General features: G+C 65.8%; 17 protein-coding genes and 1 riboswitch. Of the genes, 13 read left to right on the top strand and 4 right to left on the bottom strand.

Translation table 11 applies throughout. The annotated features are described in order from the left end of the window. Nucleotides 1-12 precede the first annotated feature (12 nt). Nucleotides 13-2,091, bottom strand: a complete 2,079-nt coding sequence (locus tag ABC729_RS22655; protein ID WP_495609878.1) for a methyl-accepting chemotaxis protein — start codon at nt 2,089-2,091, stop codon at nt 13-15. Nucleotides 2,092-2,382: 291 nt separating this feature from the next. Beyond that, nucleotides 2,383-2,578, top strand: a riboswitch (cobalamin riboswitch). A gap of 221 nt (nt 2,579-2,799) precedes the next feature. Between ABC729_RS22655 and ABC729_RS22650 the strand changes: the two genes are divergently transcribed. From ABC729_RS22650 to ABC729_RS22620, 7 genes are all read left to right on the top strand, one after another. Then, nucleotides 2,800-4,650, top strand: coding sequence for a TonB-dependent receptor plug domain-containing protein (locus tag ABC729_RS22650; RefSeq protein WP_495609877.1), 1,851 nt, complete (start codon nt 2,800-2,802; stop codon nt 4,648-4,650). Beyond that, nucleotides 4,650-5,489, top strand: coding sequence for an ABC transporter substrate-binding protein (locus tag ABC729_RS22645; protein ID WP_495609876.1), 840 nt, complete (start codon nt 4,650-4,652; stop codon nt 5,487-5,489). The genes ABC729_RS22650 and ABC729_RS22645 overlap by 1 nt, the downstream gene beginning before the upstream one ends. A 148-nt stretch (nt 5,490-5,637) precedes the next feature. Then, on the top strand, nt 5,638-6,699 hold the full coding sequence (locus ABC729_RS22640) for a FecCD family ABC transporter permease (RefSeq protein WP_495609875.1): 1,062 nt from the start codon (nt 5,638-5,640) through the stop codon (nt 6,697-6,699). Further along, complete coding sequence (locus ABC729_RS22635) at nt 6,696-7,487, top strand: ABC transporter ATP-binding protein (protein WP_495609874.1); 792 nt, start codon at nt 6,696-6,698, stop codon at nt 7,485-7,487. The genes ABC729_RS22640 and ABC729_RS22635 overlap by 4 nt, the downstream gene beginning before the upstream one ends. Then, nucleotides 7,484-7,996 (top strand): bifunctional adenosylcobinamide kinase/adenosylcobinamide-phosphate guanylyltransferase, encoded by a 513-nt coding sequence (gene cobU / locus ABC729_RS22630; protein ID WP_495609873.1) that lies wholly within the window; start codon nt 7,484-7,486, stop codon nt 7,994-7,996. The genes ABC729_RS22635 and cobU overlap by 4 nt, the downstream gene beginning before the upstream one ends. A gap of 5 nt (nt 7,997-8,001) precedes the next feature. After that, nucleotides 8,002-8,622, top strand: a complete 621-nt coding sequence (gene cobO / locus ABC729_RS22625; protein WP_495609872.1) for a cob(I)yrinic acid a,c-diamide adenosyltransferase — start codon at nt 8,002-8,004, stop codon at nt 8,620-8,622. Then, the gene (locus ABC729_RS22620; RefSeq protein ID WP_495609871.1) at nt 8,622-10,085 is read left to right on the top strand and encodes a cobyric acid synthase; all 1,464 of its coding nucleotides are present in this window, start codon (nt 8,622-8,624) and stop codon (nt 10,083-10,085) included. The genes cobO and ABC729_RS22620 overlap by 1 nt, the downstream gene beginning before the upstream one ends. Before the next feature lie 22 nt (nt 10,086-10,107). Here ABC729_RS22620 and cbiB read toward each other — a convergent pair whose 3' ends face one another. Continuing rightward, on the bottom strand, nt 10,108-11,049 hold the full coding sequence (cbiB, locus tag ABC729_RS22615) for an adenosylcobinamide-phosphate synthase CbiB (RefSeq protein ID WP_495609870.1): 942 nt from the start codon (nt 11,047-11,049) through the stop codon (nt 10,108-10,110). On the opposite strand from cbiB, the gene cobD reads away from it, so the two are divergent. From cobD to ABC729_RS22600, 3 genes are all read left to right on the top strand, one after another. Continuing rightward, nucleotides 11,048-12,067: a threonine-phosphate decarboxylase CobD gene (cobD, locus tag ABC729_RS22610; protein ID WP_495609869.1), complete on the top strand. Its 1,020-nt coding sequence runs from the start codon at nt 11,048-11,050 to the stop codon at nt 12,065-12,067. The genes cbiB and cobD overlap by 2 nt on opposite strands. Before the next feature lie 209 nt (nt 12,068-12,276). Then, nucleotides 12,277-13,467 carry an aspartyl/asparaginyl beta-hydroxylase domain-containing protein gene (locus tag ABC729_RS22605; protein ID WP_495609868.1) on the top strand — a complete coding sequence of 397 codons (1,191 nt, stop codon included), beginning with the start codon at nt 12,277-12,279 and terminating at the stop codon, nt 13,465-13,467. 59 nt (nt 13,468-13,526) lie between these two features. Continuing rightward, nucleotides 13,527-14,708, top strand: a complete 1,182-nt coding sequence (locus ABC729_RS22600) for an FAD-binding domain-containing protein (protein ID WP_495609867.1) — start codon at nt 13,527-13,529, stop codon at nt 14,706-14,708. Here the strand turns inward: ABC729_RS22600 and ABC729_RS22595 are convergent. Continuing rightward, nucleotides 14,705-14,914 carry a hypothetical protein gene (locus ABC729_RS22595; RefSeq protein WP_495609866.1) on the bottom strand — a complete coding sequence of 70 codons (210 nt, stop codon included), beginning with the start codon at nt 14,912-14,914 and terminating at the stop codon, nt 14,705-14,707. The two genes, ABC729_RS22600 and ABC729_RS22595, sit on opposite strands and share 4 nt — an antisense overlap. A gap of 85 nt (nt 14,915-14,999) precedes the next feature. After that, on the bottom strand, nt 15,000-15,863 hold the full coding sequence (locus ABC729_RS22590; RefSeq protein ID WP_495609865.1) for a metallophosphoesterase family protein: 864 nt from the start codon (nt 15,861-15,863) through the stop codon (nt 15,000-15,002). A gap of 97 nt (nt 15,864-15,960) precedes the next feature. On the opposite strand from ABC729_RS22590, the gene ABC729_RS22585 reads away from it, so the two are divergent. From ABC729_RS22585 to ABC729_RS22575, 3 genes are all read left to right on the top strand, one after another. Further along, the gene (locus ABC729_RS22585; RefSeq protein WP_495609864.1) at nt 15,961-19,164 is read left to right on the top strand and encodes a ligand-binding sensor domain-containing diguanylate cyclase; all 3,204 of its coding nucleotides are present in this window, start codon (nt 15,961-15,963) and stop codon (nt 19,162-19,164) included. A 115-nt stretch (nt 19,165-19,279) separates the two neighbouring features. Continuing rightward, nucleotides 19,280-19,921, top strand: a complete 642-nt coding sequence (locus ABC729_RS22580; RefSeq protein WP_495609863.1) for a GntR family transcriptional regulator — start codon at nt 19,280-19,282, stop codon at nt 19,919-19,921. Nucleotides 19,922-20,134: 213 nt separating this feature from the next. Continuing rightward, entirely contained in the window at nt 20,135-21,949 is a 1,815-nt protein-coding gene (locus ABC729_RS22575) for an IlvD/Edd family dehydratase (protein ID WP_495609862.1), read from the top strand. The last annotated feature ends 36 nt before the right edge of the window (nt 21,950-21,985 follow it).

The following is a 21,985-nucleotide window of genomic DNA, read 5'->3' as shown; positions in this document are numbered from 1 at the left end:
CCTGCGGGGTTCTCACCCAGCCCGGATCTGCGTCACGAAGCTGGCTACCTCCCGGTCGGCCACGCCGGCGCTGTCGCGGACCTGGGCGGCATTGTCCAGCGCCATGACGGCGGCCTCTGTCACCGCCAGGACCTTATCGGCAATGCCTTGGATGGCGCGTGAGGCCTCGTCGGTGCCGTGGGCGGCCTCATGGACATTGCGGGCGATTTCCTGGGTAGCGGCGGTCTGTTCCTCCACGGCACCGGCAATGGCGGTGGCGGTTTCGTTGATGGTACGGATGGTGGTGGCGATGCCCCCCATGGCCTTGGCCGCGTCTGCCGACGATCCCCGGATGGAGGCGACCAGTTCCGCGATCTCGTCCGTGGCCTTCGCCGTCTGGGTGGCCAGGTTCTTCACCTCCGACGCCACGACGGCAAAGCCCTTGCCGGCCTCCCCGGCGCGGGCCGCCTCGATGGTGGCGTTCAGCGCCAGCAGATTGGTCTGGCTGGCAATCTCGCTGATCAGGTTGACCACCGCACCGATACGGTCGGCCGACTGAATCAGGGTATCGACCGTGCCGGTCGCACTTCCCGCTTCCTCCGCCGCGCGGGACGCAATGGTGGCCGACATCTGCACCTGAGACCCGATTTCGGCGATGGAGGCGCGCAGCTGTTCGGCGGCTGCCGCCACCGTCTGCACATTGCTGGCGGCCTCCGTCACGGCGGATGCGCCCAGTGCAGTGCTCTGCTGGGTGTCGGCGCAGTCGGTGGACATCAATTGCGCCATTTCCACCATCTGTTCGGCGCTCTGTGAAACACCGCGCAACAGGGCACCCACCTCGCGCTCGAACCGTTCGGCCAGGGCCATACGGTCGGATTTCAGCTTGGCCTCGGCCTCCGCATCCTTGCGTTCCGCTTCAGTCCGCAATCGCTCGGCCTCTGCCAGACCATCGCGGAAGGCAACGACGGCTTCGGCCATGTGCCCGATCTCATCAACCCGGTCGGTGCCGGGGATGGGGGAGGTAAGGTCCCCGCGCCGCACGCGGACCATGGCATCGGTCAGGGCCAGGACGGGCCGCGCCAGGCTGTTGCCCATCAGCACGAACAGGCCCGCACCCAGCAGGGTCAGGATGGCGGCGATGATGGCCAGGGTGGTGACCGACCGGGTCAGGGCCGTGCCGATCACGGCGGTCGGGACCGTGGTGATCAGCACCCATTGTTCCTGTACCCCGTCAAACTGAATGGGGGTGGCAAAAACCAGCCGCTCCATCCCTTCCAGGGTCAAGGTGGCATAGGTGGCACGCCCCGCCTTCTGTGCCTGCGCCACCAGATCGGCCAGGGCACCCTTGGCCAGCGGCTTGTTCAACTGGTCGGCATCGGGATGCACCACCCAACTGCCATTCTGGGCCAGCAAGCGGACATCACCCGTCTCCAGCGGGCGGAAGGCCGCGAACTGCTTTTGCAGGGCCGTCAGGGCCATGTCGGTGGTGACAATGCCGATGGGCTTGCCATCGCGGCGGATCGGGGTGCTGACGGTGACCATCAGCACTTCCTTGCCCGCAATCGGGTAGGGATAAGGCGCGGTCAGCATGGTGCGGTTGGCGGCCAGCGGGTCCAGGTACCATTCCTTGATCCCCGCCTCCACCGTCATGATCAGCGCTTCCACCCCCACCGTTCCGTCGGATTTGCGGAAGAAATAAGGGACGAAACGGCCATCGGCGTCGGCACCGGTAAAGCCCTTGCCGCCAGCATCATTGCCGTCGAAGCCATTGGGTTCGAAGGCGACAGTGACGCCCACAATATCGGGATTGGCCGCGACCGCGGCGGTCGCCTGGGCGGAGACCAGTTCGCGGCTATAGCCCTTGATCTTCAGCCCGCCTTCGGTCTGGGCATTGATGACGCGGGCATTGTCGATGGCATTTTCGATCAGATCGGCGGCGATCAGGGCGAAGCCTGTTGTCGCCTCCTGCAAGGCCTGACGGACCTGTTCGCCCGTTGTCCGCTGTGACTGAACCGCGGCACCGATGGTCAGGGCAATCCCCAGCCCCAGGCAGAGCCCGACGCCGGAAAGGACGAGGCGGGTTTTCACCGAAGAACGAAGCGACAGGATCATGAGCCTCTTCCCTTATCGTTGTGGGGAAACTGGTTTCGTCCGTGTGCTTATGCGTGTCGTTATCCTGGTGTGACTGTATGTCCGTTCTGTTCCAATCCTTTGACGGTGCGGGACAATTGTTCCTTTGACCATTGCCTTTCGTATGTATGCGGGGGGCCGTCACCCTGCTTTTTTGCCGGGCGTCACTTCCGGGTCACAGCGTCAGGGCGCAGAGGGGGCATGTCACGGTCGGGACGGTGTCATGTCTGGTGCGGACACGCACGTCCCCTTGCGCGCCCTTCGCGGGCGCGGTAAGACCGGACTATCGATGGTTCCCCGCAAGGGGTGAAAAGGGAACATGGTGCGGTACCGCAAGGTGTCAATGCCATGGCTGCCCCCGCAACTGTAAGCGGCGAGTACTGCCCGACATGGCCACTGGGAAACTGGGAAGGCCGGGTATGTGCGACGACCCGTGAGCCAGGAGACCTGCCATCGGCAATGCGTCGCGCGGCCATTGGGCGGGGTGCCCCGATGGGACGGTTCACCGTTTCGCGCTGGCGCTTCGGAAGGAGTGCGCGGGTGAACCGGTTCATGACCAGGCCCAGACGGGGCTTTGACAGGACCAGATTATCAAGATGAATCCAGACGTGTCCCTGCGGGGGACGCGAAGGGTGACCCTTATCTGCGCATCACCGCCGAATTCGTCATGAAACGAAACGGAGTGATGAAGTGAGCCAGGTTTCCTATTTCCGTGCCGCCCTGCTGGGTGCGGCTGCCAGCCTGTCCGCCAGCGCGGCGCTGGCCGAACCGACGCAGGTAGCCGAGATCATTGTGTCCGCCAACAAGGTGCCCACCGCACAGGAACGCGTGGGCAGCAGCGTCAGCATCATCGACAGTGCCGAGATCGAGCGCCGGCAGCAGGTGCAGGCCATCGATCTGCTGAAGCGCGTGCCCGGCGTGTCCATCTCCCGCAATGGCGGGCTGGGCAGCACCTCCACGCTGCGTCTGCGCGGGTCGGAAAGCGGCATGGTCAAGGTGCTGATCGACGGGGTCGAGGTGAATGACGCGTCGGGCGCCAATAACGAGTTCGATTTCAACAGCCTGCTGACCGGCGATATCGAGAAGATCGAGGTGCTGAAAGGCCCGCAGAGCGCGCTCTATGGCAATGACGCCATGGCCGGCGTCATCAATGTCATCACGCGCCGTGGCGAGGGTGAAACAAAGATTCGAGGCACGCTGGAAGGCGGGGCCTATGGCACGTTCCGCCAACAGGCCAGCCTGACGGGCGGCACGCAGCAGGTGGATTACGCTCTGTCGGCCGGCAACCTGCACACCGACGGCTTCTCCCGGACCTTTGTGGGGAACGAGAAGGACGGCACCAATGCGCGGTCGGTCAGCGGCCGGGTAGGCGTGAAGGCGTCCGACATCCTGCGCTTTGATCTGAATGCCGGCTGGTCCTGGCTGGATACGGAATTCGATCCGTTCGGCGGTGACGGTCCGTCTTCGCAGGAAAAGGAGACGTGGCAGGTCCGGGGTGCCGGCACCTTGAGCCTGCTGGATGGCGCGTTCGAGAATGTGCTGGCGGCCAGCTATGCCACCACCGACCGTGATTTTGATGAGCCCACGGGTTTCTACCGTTTCTCCACCTTTGACAGCCGGCGCAAGGCCCTGGATTATCAAGGCAATCTGCGCCTGCGCGATGCCGACATCGCCACCATCGGCCTGTCGGTCGACGAAGAAGATGGCAAGACCACCAATACGGTGGGCACCACCACCAGCACGGGCCTGGATGATAGCGTCACCACCAAATCGGCCTTTGTGCAGTATCAGGCCGCAATCACCAGCGACCTGACCCTGACCGTGGGCGGGCGCGTCGATGATCATGAGCAGTTTGGGACCGAGGGGACGTGGCGTGCCACGGGTGCCTATCAGGTGCCGGCCACGGGCACCGTGCTGCGCGCCAGCTATGGCACCGCCAATAAGGCCCCGACACTGTATCAACTGTACGACCCGTTCTATGGCAACAAGAACCTGTCGGCGGAGGATGGCAGGGGGGCCGATATCGGCTTCGACCAGAAGCTGCTGGATGGCCGTGTCGGCTTCGGGGCCAGCCTGTTTCGCAACAGCTACAAGAACATGATCGGCTTCTCCAACGGCTATATCAACGTGGCCCGCGCCCGAACCAAGGGCGTGGAACTGACGTTCGAGGCGACGCCGGTGGAGAACCTGCTGATCCAGGCCAACTATACTTACCTGGACGCCAAGGACCGGGTCACGGGCCGTGATCTGCCGCGCCGGCCGCAAGATACGCTCAATGCGTCGGTGGACTGGACTGTCATCGAAGGCGTCGGTGTCGGGGCGGCCCTGCGCTATGTCGGCAAGCAGCGTGACACGGCGTCGGCCACCTCTGCCATCCTGGACAGCTACACGACCGTGGATTTCACGGCGCGCTGGGCCGTTCTGGACAATGTCAGCCTGTTCGGGCGGGTGGAGAACCTGTTCGATGAGGATTACCAGGAGGTTCGCACCTATCGTGCGCCGGGCCGGTCGGCCTTTGGCGGCGTGACGGTGACCTTCTGATGCGGGCCGGCGTCGCCCTTCTGGTGGCGACCTTGATGGCGCTCCCGGCGGGGGCGGTGCCGGACCTGCCCCCGGCTGGTCGTGTCGTCTCCCTATCGCTCTGCGCGGATCAGTTCCTGTTGGCCCTGGACGCGCAGACGCAGATTGCCGGACTGACCCGGCTGGCCGGGGATGCGCACCTGTCGCCCTATGCCGACCGGGCCGCCGGCCTGCCCATCCATGACGGGACAGCGGAAAGCGTTCTGATGCTGAAACCTGATCTGGTCATTGCCGGCGGCTATGCCAGGGCGCAGACGGTGGGCATGCTGGAACGGTTGCGTGTGCCGGTGCTGCGGCTGAAGACGCCGCAGACCCTGGCCGACATCCCGCCGCAGATTGAGCAGGTCGCCAATGCCCTGGGCCGGGGTGCGCAGGGAAGGGCGCTGGCCGACCGGCTGCGGGCCAAACTGTCGGCCCCTGCCGGGGGGAACAGGCCCACGGCGGCCCTGTACCGACCGGGCGGTGAGGTGCCGGGATCGCGCGGCATCGTCAATGACATGATGAAGGCGGCAGGTCTGGACAATATCGGCGGCAAATTGTCGGGCCGGCCCAATGGACGGGTGGCGGTGGAAACCCTGCTGCTGAACCCGCCCGACCTGCTGGTGCTGGATTCTGTGCGCCCTGACCGGCCCGGCGTCGGCCAGTCGGTGATGGATCACCCGGCCCTGGCATCGGCGCGGGCCGACATGGCCGTTGCGTCTTTCCCCATCGCGTGGTGGCTGTGCGCCTCGCCGGCTTCGATTGAGGCGGTGGAGCGCTTGGCGGACGTGGCGGGTAACGCGTTGGGGGTGGGGCGATGAAGGTGGCATCTCTTCGAGCGTCATCCCCGCGAAAGCGGGGACCCAGCGAGAGCGGCGATAGCCGCGACATGACTCATATCGGCGCTGACCGCGCCTCATGCTGGGTCCCCGCTTTCGCGGGGATGACGGGTATGGGGGTGGATAGATCGTGACCACCACCCATGAAAGCACCACGCACACAATCCCCGCTGCCCAGCGGGGAGGGAGGGGGGAGGTGGTCGGTCGCGCCACTTGGCCGCTTCTCCTTCTCCTATTCATCTTCCCCATTCTGCTGGCCGCCAGCTTCCTGATCGGCCCCGCCGATGTCCCGGCGGCGGACCTGCTGTCGGGCCTGTTCATTGGGAAGGCCAGCCCCGCCGCCCTGATCGCCCTGGAAATCCGGTTGCCGCGCGCCCTGCTGGGGGCGCTGGTCGGGGCCGGGCTGGGCATGGCCGGGGCGGCGTTGCAGGGATATCTGCGCAATCCGCTGGCCGAACCCTCGCTGATCGGGGCGTCGTCCTCGGCCTCGCTGGGCGCGGTGCTGGCCATCTATTTCGGACTGTCGGCGACGGCCCCCCTGGCCCTGCCGGTGGCGGGGATGCTGGGGGCGGGGCTGGCCATGCTGCTGATCCAGGGGCTGGCGGGGCGCGATGCCTCCGTCCTGATGCTGATCCTGGCCGGGCTGGCGGTGCAGACATTGGCAGGGTCGCTGACGTCACTGGCCCTCAACCTCGCCCCCAATCCGCATGCAGCACTGGAGATCGCCTTCTGGCTGCTGGGCAGTCTGACCGACCGCACCAATGATCATCTGCTGATGGCGGCCCCCTTCATTATTGCCGGCATCCTGGTGCTGGGCGGGTCGGGCCGGGCGCTGGACGCGCTGGGCCTGGGCGAACGCACGGCGGGCAGCATGGGGGTGGACCTGCGCGCCTTGCGCTGGCGCATCATCATCGGCACCGTCCTGTCGGTGGGGGCGGCGGTGGCGGTGACGGGCAGCATCGGCTTTGTCGGGCTGGTGGTGCCGCATCTGCTACGCCGGGTCACGGGGAACCAGCCGTCACGGCTGCTTTGGCCCTCGGCCCTGGCCGGTGCCTGCCTGCTGCTGGCCGCCGACATTCTGGTGCGGCTTCTGCCCACCAATGACGAATTGAAACTGGGCGTGGTCACGGGTCTGATCGGCGCGCCCTTCTTCTTTCACCTGCTGCTGAAAACCAGGGAGCGGATGCGATGAGCCTGCTGTCAGCCCGCAATATCCGGTTCGCGCGTGGAGCCCGGCCCATCCTGGATGGGGTGGACCTGTCGGTGGGGGCGGGGGAATGTGTCGGCCTGATCGGGCCGAACGGGGCCGGTAAATCCACCCTGCTGTCGGTGATGGCGGGCCTGTTGAAGGCAGACGGGGCCGTCACCCTGGATGACAGGCCGCTGGAGCAATGGAAGCGGGCGGACCGGGCGCGGCGGATCGGCTTTCTGGAACAGGGTGCAACCTGTCACTGGCCGCTGACGGTGGAGCGGGTGGTGACCCTGGGCCGCCTGCCGCATGCCAGCCCCTGGGGGGGCGAGGCAGAGGTGGACCGGGCCGCGATTGCCCGCGCCATGCAACAGTGCGACGTCACACACTTCGCCGAACGGAGTGTGACAAGCCTGTCGGGCGGGGAGCGCGCGCGGGTCATGCTGGCCCGCGCCCTGGCCGGTGATCCGGCGGTACTGCTGGCCGATGAACCGGCGGCGGGCCTGGACCCGTATCATCAATTGCAGGTGATGGAACTGCTGGCCGGGCTGGCGGCGGGGGGCATGGCGGTGGTGGTCGTGCTGCATGATCTGACGCTTGCCCTCAGGCACTGTACCCGCCTGTGCCTGCTGGATGATGCCGGGACGGTGGCAGCGGATACGGCCCCCGCCGACCTTCTGGACAGCGGCGCGCTGGGCCGGGTTTATGGCATCGAACTGGTGCGCGGTGGGCATGAGGGGGCGCCCTTTGCCCTGCCCTGGCGGCGGCTGCCGATGGAGATGCGGGCATGACCACTGGCATTACCCTGGTCCTGGGCGGGGCGCGGTCGGGCAAAAGCCGGATGGCCGAACAGCTGGTGACGGCCTTGCCCCGGCCCTGGATCTACATTGCCACCGCCCAGGCCTTTGACGCGGAAATGCAGGACCGTATCCGGCTGCATCAGGGGGGCAGGGCCGAGGGTTGGGTGACGGTGGAAGAACCGCTCAATCTGGTGGCGGCCTTGAACCGCGCCAATGCCACAGGCCAGCCTGTGCTGGTCGATTGTCTGACCCTGTGGCTGACCAACATCCTGCTGGATGGGCGGGAGGTGGAGGCGGAGGCCGCACGGCTTCTCGACCTGTTGCCCCGGCTGACGGTGCCGGTTGTGCTGGTCGGCAATGAGGTGGGGCTGGGCATTGTGCCCGACAACCGCCTGTCGCGCCTGTTCCGCGACCATGCGGGCCGCCTGCACCAGGATATCGCGCGCATCGCCGACAAGGTGCTGTTCATGGCCGCTGGCCTGCCGATGACACTCAAGTGAGGATAATGATGGAAGCCACGGTCACGCCGGAAGAGGCGGAACGCCACAAGGCGAAGATGCAGAAGCGCAAGGCCCTGATGGACCGCCGCGTCGCCGAGCGGCAGCATGAGAAGGGCCTGCTGATGGTCCATACGGGGCCGGGCAAGGGCAAGTCCACGGCGGCGCTGGGCCTGATGATGCGCGCCGCTGGCCACGGGTTTCGTGTCGGCTTCATCCAGTTCATCAAGGGCACCTGGGCCACGGGCGAACAGGTGGCGCTGGAACGGTTCGATGATCTGATCGACCATCATGTGATGGGGGAGGGCTTCACCTGGGAAACCCAGGATAAGGAGCGGGATATCCTGGCCGCACGTCGCGCCTGGGATCAGGCGCGGGCCATGATGGTGGATCAGCGATATCGCCTGATCGTGCTGGACGAGATGAATATCGCCCTGCGCTATGGCTATCTGGATATTGACGAGGTGGTGGCGACGCTGGTGTCGCGCCGGCCCGATCTGCATGTGCTGGTGACGGGCCGCAACGCCAACCCGCTGCTGCTGGATGCGGCCGATCTGGTGACGGAGTTCCAGTCGGTGAAGCACCCGTTCAATGCCGGGATCAAGGCCCAGGCCGGGATCGAGTTCTGATGGCGACGCGGCCCCGCGCCCTGATGATCCAGGGGACCGGATCGGATGTCGGCAAGTCGCTGCTGGTGGCTTCCCTGGCCCGTGCCTTCGCCAACCGGGGCCTGTCGGTGCGACCTTTCAAGCCACAGAACATGTCCAACAATGCCGCCGTCACGCCGGATGGGGGGGAAATCGGGCGGGCGCAGGCATTACAGGCGCGTGCCGCGCGTGTCGCGCCGTCGGTCCATATGAACCCGGTCCTGCTGAAACCGCAAAGCGATACGGGCGCACAGGTGGTGGTGCAGGGCCGTATGCTGGGCACCGCCGAGGCGTCCGAATATCAGCAGCGGAAAGGCACGCTGCTGACCGCCGTTCTGGACAGTTTCGGCCGGTTGGGGGAAGGCGCTGACCTGATCCTGGTAGAAGGGGCGGGCAGTCCGGCGGAGACCAACCTGCGGGCCCGCGACATCGCCAATATGGGTTTCGCGCTGGCCGCCGACGTGCCCGTCATCCTGGCTGGCGATATCGACCGGGGCGGGGTGATCGCCAGCATCGTGGGCACGCACACGGTCCTGGACCATGCCGACCGGTCCGCCATCAAGGGCTTCATCATCAACAAGTTCCGGGGTGATGTCCTGCTGTTCGATGATGGCCTTATCGAGATCATGCGCCGTACTGAATGGCCCAGTTTCGGCGTGCTGCCCTTCCTGCCTGCCGCCGCACGGCTGCCGGCGGAGGATGCGGTGGTGCTGGACCATTGGCGTGCAGGCAGCGGGCGGCAATTGCGTATCGCGGTTCCCATGCTGTCGCGCATCGCCAATTTCGATGATTTCGATCCGCTGCGCCTGGAGCCGTCAGTATCGGTGACCATGGTGCCGCCGGGCCGTCCCCTGCCGCTGGATGCCGACCTGATCATCATGCCCGGCAGCAAGGCCACCATCGCCGATCTGGCCTTCTTCCGGGGTCAGGGCTGGGACGTGGATTTGCACGCCCATATCCGGCGCGGCGGGCGGGTCTTGGGCATCTGCGGCGGCTATCAGATGCTGGGCCGCACCATCGCCGATCCGGGCGGGATCGAGGGGCCGGCGGGCCAAGTGCCGGGCCTGGGCTGGCTGGAGATCGATACGGTCCTGACCGGGTCAAAGGTGCTGAAGCCCGTGACGGGCACCGGTGCGGCGGGGGAGGGGATGTTTACCGGCTATGAAATGCATGTCGGCGTGACAACGGGGCCCGGCTGCGACCGCCCGATGCTGCGGATCGAGGGCGCGGGGCCGGAAGGGGCCGTGTCCGCCGATGGCCGTATTGCCGGCTGTTATGTACATGGGCTGTTTTCCAGCGATGCTTTCCGCGCTGGCTTCCTGTCCGGGTTCGGCGCGGCGTCGGGTCTGTCCTATGAAACAGCGGTTGATGCGGCGCTGGATGAATGCGCGGCGGCGGTGGAGCGGCACCTGGACATGGACGGGTTGCTGGCTGTCGCGGGGTGACGGCCGAGGGGTGTCCCATCCGCTAAGCCAAGGCCCAGAACGCCGCCAGCAGCCAGAGCAGCGCCAGGGCCCGGCGATACAGGCGCAAACCCGCGTCAATATCCGCCGCCGTCGCTTCTGCCTTTCCGTCGCCCATCCAATGGTCTTCCACCACATGTCCGGCATAACGGCGGGGACCGGCGAGGCGCAGGCGCAGGGCACCCGCCATGGCGGCTTCCGGCCAACCGGCATTGGGGCTGCGATGCTTACCGGCGTCACGCCAGACGGCCTTCAGCGCCGCGCCCGCACGGGGACCCGAGGCGAGTGCCAGCAACAGGGCGGTCAGGCGCGACGCGGGCAGGTTCACCAGATCATCCAGGCGCGCGGCGGCCCATCCGAAGGTTTCGTGCCGGGGTGTGCGGTGGCCGATCATGCTGTCGGCGGTGTTGATGGCCTTATAAGCCAGGATGCCGGGCAGCCCACCGACGGCCAGCCAGAAGGCGGGTGCTGTCACCCCGTCGGAGAAATTCTCCGCCAGACTTTCGATGGCGGCCCGCGCCACCCCGGCCTCATCCAGGCTTTCCGGGTCACGGCCCACAATATGGGCCACGGCGGCCCGGCCACCGGCCAGCCCGCCCTGGTTAAGCCCGACGGAAACCGCCTTCACAAAGCGGTAAAGGCTGCGCTGCGCCAGCAGCGTTCCAGCCAGCAGCGCCAGGGGCAGCCAGCCCCAGGGCAGGGACAGCAGCCAGATCTGCAACGTCGCCCCCATGCCGACCGCGCCGCCCACCAGGACCAGCACCGTCACCACACCGCCCAGCCGCCGCAGCCAGCCCGGCCCCCGGTTCAGCATGCGGTCCAGGGCGGCGATCACAGCACCGATCCAGACAACCGGGTGACGCAGTATGCGGAAGACCGCGTCCGGGTAGCCCAGCAGCGCCTCCAGAACCAGCGCACAGATCAACAGGGGTGGGAAAATCTCCATGATGGAACAAGGTGATAGCATGGATGGTGCTGGGGTGCAGCCCCATGGCGGCGATTTGGGTGTGATGTCTGCCCTGTTCCCCAATGCGCCCCGGCCCTGGATCGACCTGTCCACGGGCATCAATCCCTGGCCCTATCCGCTGCCGCCGCTGGGCCCGGCGCTTTGGACCCGTCTGCCGTCCGCTTTGGATGAGACGGCGTTGAAGCGGGCGGCCATGGCCGCCTATGGCGTGGCCGATCCCGACGCGATCCTGCCGGCACCGGGGTCGCAGGTGCTGATCAGCGGTCTGCCCTTCCTGCGGCCATCGGGGGCGGATGTGGCGATTGTCGGCCCCACCTATGGCGAACATGCGCCGGCCTGGGCGCGGGCCGGGCACCGGGTGCGGATGATTGCCACCCTGCCGGACTTGGGCGGACCGCTGCCCGATGTGCTGCTGCTGGTCAATCCCAACAATCCCGACGGGCGCACCTATGATCCGGCCCGGCTGCGTCCCCTCTTGTCGGAAATCGCCCGGCGCGGGGGATGGATGCTGGTGGATGAGGCGTTCTGTGATCTGCGGCCCGATCTGTCGCTGGCGTCGCTCGCCGGGCAGCCGGGTCTGTTGATCCTGCGGTCCTTCGGCAAGTTCTTCGGTCTGGCGGGGCTGCGCCTGGGTTTCCTGCTGGCTCCGCCCAATACTATCCGGGACATGGCGGCCCGGTTGGGTCCCTGGGCCGTGGCTGGGCCGGCACTGGTGGTGGGGGCGGCGGCCCTGTCCGATATGGGATGGCAGACGGCCACCCGCCGCCGGCTGGCGGACGCCATGGGTAGGTCGTTGCGTCTATATCGAAAGGCGGGTCTGGAGGTGCTGGGAAACACCGATCTCTATGCCTTGCTCCGGGGGCAGTCGGGCCGCGACCTGTTTCATGGAATGGGGCGTGCTGGCCTGTTGATCCGGGCATTTCCCGACCGCCCTGGTTTGTTCCGGCTGGGGCTTCCCCCGATTCTGTTGCATTTGATCGGCTGGCCGATGCCCTAACCGCCTGAAAATGCATGGGTCTGCTTGATTTATATGCAGATTCCGCGATGGTTTGACATGTTTCGATACAAATCATAGGCTGTTAATCACTCGTTAAGCACGGGGTGCGGGTGGCGCTTTACAGAATTGGCACCATCCCTATCATTCAAAATGGCCTAGTCCGTTGGGACTAGGGCGTGAGTGTTTTGTCGTGTGTGAGGGAACAGCCGATGGCGGTAGCGGAACTGACGGCCCAGGATGCCAGCCTGTCGGCCATGCGCCTGATGGCGTCGGGCCGCATGCGCGATGCGCGGGAGATGCTGGAAACCGCCCTGCGCCGCTTTCCGGGTGATATTTCGCTGTGGCTGAACCTTGCCGTGTCGCATCGGGCGGGCGGTGATCTGGCCACCGCGCTGACCACGCTGGACAGCGCGCTGCGTGTTGATCCGCGGAATTTCCTGGCGCTGCTGATGCGCGCCAGCATCCTTGAGGCGCAGGGGCAGCAGCGGCAGGCGGCCCAGGCCTATGGCGTGGCCCTGACCCAATATGTGCCGCACGGCCATTATGATGAACCGACCCGGCGCGCCGTGGCGCGGGCGCAGCAGATCCATGACGCCTATCTGCGCGAACTGGAAGGCAGCCTGCGTGGGTCTGTGGCGGAACTGTCCAGCCCGCGCGGATCGTCGGAAACCCGCCGTATCGATCGGATGATCGATCATCTGCTGGGCCGGCGGAAGGTCTATACCCAGAAACCCACGCATTTCCACCTGCCGGGCCTGCCATCGATTGAGTTTTTCGAGCAGGAGGAATTCCCCTGGCTGGACCGGCTGGAGGGGGCGACGCGGGATATTCAGCGGGAACTGGCGGGTCTGCTGGCCGACCCGGACCAGTCCGGGTCCGTGCCCTATGTGCAATATCCCGACTGGGCGCCGCTGGATCAGTGGAAGCCCCTGAACAATTCCCCGCGCTGGAGCGCGTTCCACCTGCTGGAGAAGGGGGAGCCGGTGCCGGCCAATGCCGACCGCTGCCCCGTCACCATGTCGGTTCTGGCCGACATGCCGCAGCCGCGCGTGGTCCAGCGGTCGCCAGTGGCCATGTTCTCGCTTTTGAAGCCGCGCACCCGCATTCCGCCGCATCATGGCGTGGCCAATACAAGGCTGGTGGTGCATCTGCCGCTGGTGGTTCCCGCCGGCTGCGGCTTCCGGGTCGGGAACGAGACGCGGGAATGGAAGGTGGGGCAGGCCTGGGTGTTCGATGACACGATCGAACATGAAGCCTGGAACGACAGTGACGAGCTGCGCGTCGTCCTGATCTTCGACATCTGGCACCCCTACCTGACCGAGGTGGAACGCGAAGCCTATGCCCGCATCATGGCCAGCATGGATGCGGTGACGGGGACAGTGGCCGACGGCGGGATTTAATCGCACCACGAATCCCCTTTCCGCCGGGCGGTCGCGACCTACATTGCCCACCCATGCAGATGATCCATTTTCCCCCGACGCGCGCCGCCGGCCTGGACCGGTTGTCCCGCTTCACCCCCCGTATGGGCCGCACCTATGCCGCCGGGCGCAACAGCGACCCCGGTCCTGGCAAGCGCCATGCCGTATCCGAACTGTCGCCCTATGTCCGGCACCGTCTGCTGACGGAACAGGAGCTGTTGCAGGCGGCGATCACGGCGCATGGGGCCGACGCGGCGGAGAAATTCGTGGCGGAGGTCTTCTGGCGTACCTACTGGAAGGGCTGGCTGGAGATGCGGCCCGGCATCTATGATCGCTATACCCAGGGGCTGAACGCGGCCATGAATGCCATGGCCCATGACCGGACGCTGGCGCGCCGGGTGGAGCGGGCCTGCGAGGGACGTTCGGGTATCGAGGGTTTCGACGATTGGGCGGCGGAGCTGGTGGAGACCGGTTATTTGCACAACCATGCCCGCATGTGGTTCGCCAGCATCTGGATTTTCACCCTGCGCCTGCCCTGGGAACTGGGGGCTGATTTCTTCTTTCGCCACCTGCTGGATGGAGACCCTGCCAGCAACACCCTCTCCTGGCGCTGGGTGGCGGGACTGCATACCAAGGGTAAAACCTATCTGGCCCGGCGCGACAATATCCGCGACCACACCTATGGCCGCTTTGATCCCGATGGGTTGAGCGGGGTGGCGGTGGCGCTGGAGGAACCGATCCTGCCGCCCATCACCCCCATTGCCCCGGTTCCCATGCCCGACAGGCGTGCGCCCACGGGCCTGCTGCTGCATGGCGATGACGTGGCCGGGGTGGGGCTGGAGATCGGCTTAGATATCCAGGCATTGGCGGGTCTGATCATCGATGATGGCCGGTCGGCCCTGGTGCAGGACTGGATGGCGGCGGCCGTGGGCGACGGGGTGGCCGGTCTGGGCCGACGGTTGGGCCTGACCGGTTCCTGCCTCAGCGTGGGGGAGGTCGCGGCCTGGGCCCGCGCCAACGCCCTGACCCAAGTGCTGGTTCCCGAAGCGCCGGTGGGGCCAGTACGCGACGCGCTGGGCCGGGTGGCGGCTGAACTGGGCCGGGCAGGGGTGAAGCTGTTGGCGCTGCGCCGACCCTATGACGCCCTGTGCTGGCCCCATGCCGGAAAGGGCTTCTTCGCTTTCAAGGAACGTATCCCGGACCTGCTGACCCAGGTCATTTAGGGTTTACCGTCCCGTTGCCGCCGGGCTTTACGCTGCAGCCAGACGAACAGGCTGAACAATCCGGCGGCACCGCAAAAGGCAGCCAGGATCGCACCGCGTCCGGCCACGGGCAAGGGGGCCAGGCTGTCGGTGACCTGAAAGGTGACGAAGGCCAGCGTACCCAGGCCCAGGGCGGCCCCGGCCAGCAGCAGATAAACCGCGCGCAATTCCCGCCCCCATGATGGTCCGTCCGCCATCATAGCGCGTTTCGCCCTGTCCAAACCAGGGCGGGTCGGCACCCCCGGCCTCTGGCTATGATGGCAGCACCAGCCGCAGGGCCCGGTCGGGCCCGCGGCCATGGGGCTGCCATTGCCGGGGATAACCCAGCGACACTTCCTCGAACCGCACGCCGTCACGCCAATGGGTGGCCGGTACATGCAGATGACCATGGATACAGGCCAGCGCGTTGAAACGCAGGTGCCAGTCTTCCGTGGCCGATGTGCCGCACCAGGGGCTGAAGCGCGGGATGCGGCGCAGGGTCACCAGATCCTGGCGCAGCGGATAATGGTTGATCAGCACCGTTCGCATTCCCGCCGGCATCTCCCGCTCCAGCCGCGCCCTGGTCCAGGCGACGCGGGCCGCGCACCAATCCTGGCGCGTGGCGTAAGGGGCGGGGGAGAGGCGGGTTTCATCGGCACTGCGCAACCGTTTCTCCCAGGCCCAGTCCAGGACGCCTTCCAGCAGCACCTCTGGTGGGCGGAAGGAGTAATCGAAGCCCAGGAACAGCGGGGCCAGCATGACCGGCCCGCCCGGCCCCTCCCACAGGGGATAGGTGTCCTCCGGTGTCGCCACGCCATGATGGCGGGCGACATCAACCATGGCCTGATATTTCGCCTCACCTCCCAGCAAGGAACCGTCTGGCTGTTTCACCGTCCAGAGTTCATGATTGCCGGGCACCCAGATGAGGCGGCCGAAGCGGCGTGACAGGCTGTGGAGGGCCCAGTCCAGATCGTCGGGTTTTTCCGCGATGTCGCCTGCCAGTATCAGCCAGTCGGCACCATGGTCCGGCAGGGCCTCAATCCCATTACGGTTGGCGGACATTGACAAATGCAGGTCACTGATCGCCCAAAGTCGGCGCTGACCCTCGTCTGCAATATCTGCAACCTGCAGCCGCATGGTGAATTCCGTCTGGAAATGATAAACTCTCCCTAATCTGCGGCGGAGGAGCAGTTTGGGCAATGCGGTTGGGCCAACACACGGCTGGATGCCGGCCATGCGTCGGTTCCACAGACTTGCCGTGCTGTTCATCTGCGTGCTCTTCGGGTTCGCAGCAGTCCCCGGCTTTGCGCAGACGGCGGATCACCGCACAGACACCTATTGGAATGATCGGGCCGAAGTGCTTTTTGAGCGGATCGGCCGTGGTGCCGGTCTGCCCAGCGATATTGTCACGGCCATTGTCCAGGATCGGGCCGGCTTCATCTGGGTCGGCACGCCGGTTGGCCTGACCCGGTTTGACGGCTATCGCTTCCGCGCATTCCAGCCCGACAGCCGCGACCCGTCCTCCCTGCCGGACGGTTATGTCAACGCACTGCATGTCGACCGGCATGGACGCCTGTGGGTCGGCACCAATAATGGCGGTGTGGCCCGCTTCATCCCGGAAACCGAAAGTTTTGCCCGCTATCCGGCGGGTCCGGGCGGTCTGGCCCATCCTACCGCCTATCGGTTTGCCGAAGATCGCGACGGCAATATCTGGGTGGCGCTGCGCTCCGGTCTCGCCCGGTTGGATGCGGAAACGGGGGCGGCGGAGAATTTCAAGGTGCAGGATGGCGGGCGCAATGGCGGCCTGCCGGGCAATATTGTGCTGGATCTGCTGTTCGACCGGCAGGGAACCCTGTGGGTCGCCACCGACCGGGGCTTGGCGTTGCGCAGGCCGGGGCGCAGCGGGTTCGAGGATGCGCATGATATCCTGTCCCTTCCCAGCATTCCGCCCGACGCCTCCATCACCACCTTGTTCGAGGATGCGCGCGGTCGTATCTGGGTGGGGACACGTGGGGGCATCGTGGTCTGCCATGACCTGGATACCGGCATATCGCAATCCTTCGACATGGCGCGCGCCGATGGCCGCATTGCCGATCGGCCACAGGTGCGTGCCATCCAGGACCTGGATGTCCAGGGTGACCCGCGTGATCGTATCTGGATCGCTACCGATCCCGGCGGGCTTCTGGAGTTGGATATGGACAGCGGCGTGCTGCGGTCCATCCATCATGATCCCGCCGTGCTGGCCAGCATCAGCAGCGATGCTGTCCGTACCATGCTGCGCGACCGCTCCGGCCTGATCTGGGTGGCGACCTGGGGTGGGGGAGTGAATGTTCATAACCCCGCCAATCAGGGTGTCCTTTCGATCTTCTCCTCTCCCTCCCATCCGGAAAGCCCCAGCGAGCCGCAGGTGCGCTCCATCCTGGCCGCCCAGGATGGCAAGGTCTGGCTGGGGTTCGAGACGAAGGGGATCGATATTCTCGATCCCGCGACCGGCGGCCGCATCCGGTTGCCGCCCGGCGGCGCGCCGGGGCAGGGATTGCCGCGCGCCAATGTCCTGGCCATGGCCGAGGAAGGAACCGATACAGTCTGGATCGGCACACAATTGGGTCTGGCACGCTATTCGCGAGCCACGGGGCAGGTGCGGCAGGTCGATCTGCCCGGTCCCCTGGCCGGGTCCCCCATCCATGCCATCCTGGTTCGTGATGGGGAATTGTGGCTGGCGAGTGAGGGGCTGGTCCGCTTCGATCCGCGCAGCGGTGCGGTCACCCATTTTCGCCATGATCCGGAAGATGCCACCACCCTGGCCGATGATCGGGTGCGCGTGCTGGCCAGCGCCCCCGGTGGCCGTATCTGGGCCGGCACCCATCGCGGTCTGCACCTGATCGACCCGCGCACGGGCCGTGTCCGGCGGGTGCAGAACCGTTCCTGGGACTGGTCCTCACTGGCCCATAACTACATTACCGGCCTGATCTATGACCGGCAGGGGCGGCTGTGGGTGGGGACGCTGGGCGGTGGCGTCAGCGTTCTGGGTAGCGATCTGGAGGATGAACGTTACCGTTTCACCACCCTGTCACAGCGTCATGGCCTGCCCGGTGACAGCGTGCAGGCCATGGTCATGGACGATGCCGGTCAAATCTGGGTCAGCACAGAGGATGGTCTGGCCCGCATCGACCCGGAAACCCGTGCCATCACTTCCGTCGGTTGGGATGATGGTCTGGGCGTGCGGGGAACCTGGGTTGGTTCGGCGGCCCGGCTGGCGGGTGGGGAACTGCTGTTCGGCGGACGCGAAGGCTTGACCATCGTGCGGCCCTCCGCGCTGCGCAACTGGGAATATCAGCCGCCTTTGGTGGTGACGGAGGTCCGCATCGATAATGAGCCGATCCCGGCGGCGGCCCTGAACCTTACGGCCTTGCCGGAGGTGGCGGTGCCGGGCGGTGCGGCCAAGGTGGCAAAGCCGCCGCAAGCCGCTATCACCCTGCCGGCCGGGGCCCAGACGCTGACGGTCGGCTTCGCGGCTCTTGATTATGCTGGGCCTGGCAGCCTGCGCTACAACTACAGTCTGGAAGGGTTCGACAAGGGGTCGGTGGAGGTGGATGCCCTGGGCCGGCTGGCCACCTACACCAACCTGCCGCCCGGCAGCTATACCCTGCGTCTGCGTGCGACCAACAAGGAAGGGGTGTGGGGCAGCGCCACACGGACGGTCGCCATCACCGTCCTGCCCTCCTGGTATCAGACCGGGCTGGCGCGGGTGGCCGCTGTTCTGGCCGTCCTGGCTATCCTGGGGTTGGTGATCCAGGCCCGGACATCGGCCCTGCGGCGTCAGCGGCGCTGGCTGGAACGGCTGGTGGCGCAGCGGACCCAGGATCTTGTCGACGCCAATGCGGAGTTGGAGCGTCTGGCCAGTACCGATGCCCTGACGGGCCTCCTTAACCGCCGCCGCTTCGAGGAGGCAGGGCTGGCCGAAATTGACCGCGCCCAGCGTTATGAACGTCCGTTCAGCCTGCTGCTGGTCGATCTCGACCATTTCAAGAACGTCAACGATACGTTCGGCCATAATGCGGGCGACGCGGCCCTGCGGGCCGCCGCCCAGCGCGTGCTGATATCGGTGCGCACCACGGATGTCGTCGCCCGCTATGGCGGGGAGGAACTGGCCGTCCTGCTGCCGGAAACGGACGAGGCGGAGGCACTGGTCGTGGCCGAGCGCATCCGCGCGACCATTGGGGCTCAGCCTGTGGAGCATGAAGGCAGCGTCATCGGCCTGACGGCCAGCGTCGGCGGCGCGCAATATGGGCATCAGGACAGTGATCTGGCGCGTCTGATCGGGCGGGCCGATACGGCTTTGTACCGCGCCAAACAGGCGGGACGTAACCGCGTTGCGTTCAGCGGGCGGGCCGCCGGGACCGGAAACCGGCCTGAGCCGGCACCAATCCATCATTGATGCGTACCCGGAACAAACATCATTACGATTTCGTAATAAATTCTTCGTGCGTATGCTTTGTATCTTAGCTGGTATAAGTATGACGATTTTTCCTCCCCCATTTCCCGGCCCCGCGATGAGCATCATTGTCAGAACTCTGTCGGATCAGACTTACGAGGCCGTGCGCCGGAAGATATTGATCGGTGCCATTCCTGCCGGCATGCCCCTGCGTCAGGATGTGATCGCCACCGAACTGGGCGTCAGCAAGATCCCCCTGCGAGAGGCGCTGGGCCGGCTGGAACAGGACGGGCTGCTGATCTCCTACCCCAACCGGGGCTATGTCGTGCGCCCGCTGACCACGGCGGAAGCCGCCGAAGTCTTCGCCCTGCGTCTGAAGCTGGAACCCGGTGCCGTGGTCGATGGCGCGCGGCGTGCCCTGCCGGAACATCATGCCGCCGCCAGCGCGGCCCTGGCGGCCCTGGAAATGGATCAGGACCGGGACGGCGCCGACCATGTCACGCAGAACCGGCTGTTCCACCTGTCGCTGATCAAGCCGGGCGGCCCGGTGACCTATCAGTTGCTGAAGCGTCTGCACATCCTGTCGGAACGCTATGTCCGCATGCATCTGGAACCAAAGGGGCGCGAAGACCGCGCCCGCCAGGAACACCGCGCCATTCTCGAAGCCTGGATATCCTCTGACGAGCCGCGCATGGAACAGCTTGTCGCCAGCCATATCCGCAGCACGCTGGATGATCTGCGACACCAGCTCGGCACCTGACGGAGTCGCGGTCGGCGTGGTTCTGACGGTCCCGCTACCGGGGCTTTCCCGCTTTCGCAAAACAAACAGCTTCGGGGGGAATGCCTCCCCTTGTGCCGATTATCTCGGTCTATTTATATTATAATATTGAAAATGTGATCTGATAAATGTTATCCCAGAAACACCGGGATACCCGTCAGGGTCTGTGCCGGTAGTTCCAGGGAGATGAAGGTTATGGCCAAGGATCAGGTCGCGCAGGGTGCAGCGCCCCGCCGCCTGCGGTCGCAGGAATGGTTCAACAACCCCGACAACGCCGACATGACGGCGCTTTATCTGGAGCGCTATCTAAATTTCGGGTTGAGCCGGGAAGAGCTACAGTCGGGCAAACCCATCATCGGTATCGCCCAGACGGGATCGGACCTGTCGCCCTGCAACCGCCACCATATGGTTCTGGCGGAACGCATCCGGGAAGGCATCCGCACTGCCGGCGGTATCGCCATTGAATTCCCCGTCCATCCGATCCAGGAGACGGGCAAGCGCCCAACGGCGGGGCTTGACCGCAATCTGGCCTATCTGGGGTTGGTGGAGCTGCTCTACGGCTATCCGCTGGACGGGGTGGTGCTGACCATCGGCTGTGACAAGACCACGCCGGCCATGCTGATGGCCGCCGCGACCGTGAATATCCCTGCCATCGCCCTGTCGGTCGGCCCCATGCTGAATGGCTGGCACAAGGGAGAGCGCACCGGGTCGGGCACCATCGTCTGGAAGGCGCGCCAGATGATGGCGGCGGGTGAGATCGACTATAAGGGCTTCATTGATCTGGTCGCCTCCTCGGCCCCGTCCACGGGCTATTGCAACACGATGGGCACGGCCACCACCATGAATTCACTGGCCGAGGCCTTGGGCATGCAGCTGCCCGGCTCCGCCGCGATCCCGGCCCCCTACCGCGAACGGCAACAGGTGGCCTATGAGACGGGCAAGCGCATCGTGGGTATGGTGGAGGAGGATTTGAAGCCGTCCGACATCATGACGCGCGATGCCTTCCTGAACGCCATCGTCGTCAATTCGGCCATCGGCGGGTCGACCAACGCCCCCATCCATCTGGCCGCCATCGCCCGCCATATGGGTGTGGAACTGTCGCTGGATGATTGGCAGACCCATGGCCACAAGATACCGTTGCTGGTGAACCTGCAGCCCGCCGGGGAGTATCTGGGCGAGGATTATCACCATGCCGGCGGCGTGCCCGCCGTGGTCAATCAGCTGATGGGCCAGGGCCTGATCCGCGAAGACGCCATGACCGTCAATGGCCGCACCATCGGGGAGAATTGTCGGGGCCGCGAGATCGAGATGCCGGAGGTTATCCGGCCCTTCGACAACCCGCTGAAGCCGGATGCCGGTTTCATCGTGTTGCGCGGCACCTTGTTCGACAATGCCATCGTCAAGACCTCGGTCATCAGCGCGGAGTTCCGCGACCGCTACCTGTCGAACCCCGCCGATCCCGACGCGTTCGAGGGCAAGGCCTTCGTCTTTGATGGGCCGGAGGATTACCATCACCGCATCGACGATCCCGCCCTGGATATCGGCCCCAACGATATCCTGGTCATGCGCGGCACCGGCCCCATCGGCTATCCGGGGGCGGCGGAGGTGGTGAATATGCGTCCGCCCGCCTATCTGATCAAACAGGGGGTCAGCGTCCTGCCCTGCATTGGCGATGGGCGGCAGTCGGGCACCTCGGGCTCGCCCTCGATCCTCAACGCTTCGCCGGAGGCGGCGGCGGGCGGCAATCTGGCTATCCTGCGTACAGGCGACCGGGTGCGCATCGATTTGCGCAAGGGCCGGGCCGATATCCTGATTTCGGATGCGGAGATCGCGGAGCGTCAGGCGGCGCTGGCGGCGGCGGGTGGCTACCGCTATCCGGCTTCGCAAACGCCGTGGCAGGAAATTCAGCGACGGATGGTGGGTCAGCTTGGTGACGGCGCCATCCTGGAACCGGCGGTGCAGTTCCAGCGCATCGCCGAAACCTATGGCGTGCCGCGCGATAACCATTGAGGGCCTGGGGTAGCGCGGATTACGCTCCGCTATTCC

This window comes from Niveispirillum sp. CC-CTL257, from assembly GCF_059489915.1.
Note: the sequence above shows the minus strand (reverse complement) of the source record. Positions and strands in the feature narration are given on the sequence as shown.